This window comes from Sphingomonas sp. 66-10 (assembly GCF_001897045.1).
Classification (GTDB): Bacteria; Pseudomonadota; Alphaproteobacteria; order Sphingomonadales; family Sphingomonadaceae; genus Sphingomonas; species Sphingomonas lycopersici.
Genome location: NZ_MKRR01000065.1, coordinates 1 through 514, shown reverse-complemented (window position 1 = coordinate 514; position 514 = coordinate 1). Strand labels below are relative to the sequence as shown.

The 514-nt window shown below is 67.9% G+C and carries 1 pseudogene; it reads right to left on the bottom strand.

From position 1 onward, the window contains the following. Positions 1–502, bottom strand: a pseudogene (locus tag BGN95_RS06440) (acetate/propionate family kinase); the annotation flags it as partial. Between the last annotated feature and the right edge of the window lie 12 nt (positions 503–514).

The following is a 514-nucleotide window of genomic DNA, read 5'->3' as shown; positions in this document are numbered from 1 at the left end:
CGCTGCCGAGAAGCGCGCGCATGTCGCTCGATGTGCCGGACACGCCCAAAAGGCCGGACTCACTGTAGAGGAGATGCTCGACTTCGCGCGCCGTCATGCCCCTCTGCTGGAGAAGATAGAGCACCGCGCCCGGGTCGAGCGCTCCGCACCGCGTGCCCATCACCAATCCGTCGAGTGCGGTGAACCCCATCGTCGTGTCGATGCTGCGCCCCCCGTCCATCGCACAGAGGCTGGCCCCGTTGCCGAGATGCGCGGCGATCGTGCGGCCACCGCCTGTATCGGGATCGATCAAACGCAGCTGCCGCGCGATATATTCGTAGGAGATGCCGTGAAAGCCGTAGCGCCGCATGCCCTCTTCGCCGAGCGCGCGCGGCAGCGCGAGGCGCGTCGCAACCGGGGGCTGGCCATGATGGAAGCCGGTGTCGAAGCAGGCGACTTGCAGCAGAGCGGGGCGCAGCCTGGAGACGGCGCGGACCGCGGCGAGATTATGGGGCTGATGCAATGGCGCCAGTGG